General features: G+C 37.4%; 3 protein-coding genes and 1 pseudogene. 3 read left to right on the forward strand and 1 reads right to left on the reverse strand.

Annotation, left to right across the window (positions count from 1 at the left end; genetic code table 11):
- From ACFIKJ_RS09105 to ACFIKJ_RS09115, 3 genes and pseudogenes are all read left to right on the forward strand, one after another.
- A pseudogene (locus ACFIKJ_RS09105) lies at positions 1 to 159 on the forward strand (single-stranded DNA-binding protein); the annotation flags it as partial.
- 14 nt (positions 160 to 173) lie between these two features.
- Entirely contained in the window at positions 174 to 512 is a 339-nt protein-coding gene (locus ACFIKJ_RS09110; RefSeq protein ID WP_375670530.1) for a hypothetical protein, read from the forward strand.
- The gene (locus ACFIKJ_RS09115; protein ID WP_375670531.1) at positions 499 to 1029 is read left to right on the forward strand and encodes a hypothetical protein; all 531 of its coding nucleotides are present in this window, start codon (positions 499 to 501) and stop codon (positions 1027 to 1029) included. The genes ACFIKJ_RS09110 and ACFIKJ_RS09115 overlap by 14 nt, the downstream gene beginning before the upstream one ends.
- Before the next feature lie 9 nt (positions 1030 to 1038).
- On the opposite strand, the gene ACFIKJ_RS09120 is transcribed toward ACFIKJ_RS09115, so the two are convergent.
- Positions 1039 to 1650: a hypothetical protein gene (locus tag ACFIKJ_RS09120; protein ID WP_375652187.1), complete on the reverse strand. Its 612-nt coding sequence runs from the start codon at positions 1648 to 1650 to the stop codon at positions 1039 to 1041.
- Between the last annotated feature and the right edge of the window lie 318 nt (positions 1651 to 1968).

Raw genomic sequence — 1968 nt, forward strand, 5'->3', positions numbered from 1 at the left:
TATGTAACAGAAGTCATATTGCCTCAGTACAAAGGCGAGTTAAAGCTTTTAGATGGCAAAAATGATGATAATCAAGAGCCGTCATCAGCTTATGACAGAAGCATTTACAGACCTCTTGATACGCCCCATACCGTTATGAATGACAGTGTTCCTTTTTAATAGAGGGTATTTAAATGTCTGATAAGCCGCCGCTCCATACCTTTAGTGCAATCTGTAAATCTAAGCCAGTTTATAACTATACTATTACAGAGCAAGAGATAAAATCATTACAACATAATAATAAGATTGAGACATTCTGTAATATATCATCAGACTTTCTAATTGTAATGATGGTCATTATCTTCGTGTGGATGATACGTGATGATGATGATTGGAAAAAATTAGCAGCCTTTGGTATATCAGTAGTGTTACTGTTATTTGTAGTGATTTTGGGTAGAGAGACACGGTCAAACTCAGAGGAAATTTGGGAAAACGTTAAACAGGTGTCTGAGGTTATCTGTGAAAAAAAATAAAAAAAGGGGACGCCCTAAAATAACAGGGCAGGTAAGAGAACCAAACGGACGTATATCACGTGCAAAAGCACCGCGTGAAGCCGTTGATAAATTGGCAATAGAAATGCGTGCAAAGCGCTTCGGTTTAACGCTACAGGAGGCAAAAAATCCACTTTCTGGTACCTATATCGGGCGGCTTTGCTTGCAAGGCGTGCTTACTCAAGAGCAATACGACGCCGCGCAACAGTACCTACAGATAAGGAATAATTACCTTTGTGCAAAGGGCTTGCCTAATGCGATTTATGACGAAATGCCGTCATCATCTGATGATAAAGCAAGAGATAAATGGGTAGCATTTGCAACAGAGCAGTTTATCAACATGCAAGAGGCACTTAAAGAAGCACAATGCCTCTATAGACAGTATAATCTTTACGCAGCGCTACAGTACCTCGTTATAGAAGATCAGATATTACCACATCTTGTGAATTCATTACGTGTTGCTCTTAATGTGCTTCAGAAACATTTTGATCGTAAATGACAAGCTCTATTACGGTTTCATTATATAGTATATCCTTCGTAAGTTTCCGCAATGTTCACTGAGTTCCTTTAACCATTTATGATCATTTGTTTTCACGTGAGATACTATGTTATCTACTTGTTCTTTTCTGAAATCGTAACGCTTAAGAAATTTTTTTGCATAATAAATCATTGGATCCTCGTTATCATTGACCACGTCGTATGCCCACATAAAATCGCTTTCACTCCAATCATATTCATCGCGTAAACGCTTTATTACATTGGGTAGATCCATTTGCGACATCTCCTTATTATAATCACCCCGCAATAAACTCACAATGGATGCACAACCAACAACTGATATGTGACGATACAATATATCTTCCTTGTTAAAAAATGAATATTCTCCGCCATTTCTGAGTGAAAGTTCTTCTGCTTTGCGTACCTTTTCAGAATGCATAGAGCCAATATATGATTCACTTACGTATTTATTGTAAAGTTGATTATACTTCTCTATAGTATCTACACTTGTAAACATACGCGTCAATTTGTCTATAAATCCAAATGACGCTGATGCAGGTAGCGCTGATATAGAAAAGAAAGCTATAAATGTTATGATGCGTGTTATGGATAATGATTTCATTATTTTGAACCCTTAATTATTGATAAGTGCTGTTTAACCGATTCTTTTCAAATGTATCAATATGTGTTATTTTTGTGTTGACAAAGTGTAGCAAATCGTATTTAATGACAGCACTGTACTTGGTCGTATTGTATCTAAACGAGGGACAGTGCAGTTTGGAATCCCCGCAAATGCGGGGTTTTTTATTATCTGGAGGGTGTTTTTTATGACATCACAAAATACAGAACAGGCTCCACAACCCATTAAAAAGCGTATACCCCCAAAGGCAGGTCAAGGGCGTGTCAAAGGCGTTCCGAATAAGATGACGCGCATTTTAAA

The organism is Bartonella sp. PS7NMGDW, assembly GCF_042193585.1.
Classification (GTDB): Bacteria; Pseudomonadota; Alphaproteobacteria; order Rhizobiales; family Rhizobiaceae; genus Bartonella; species Bartonella grahamii.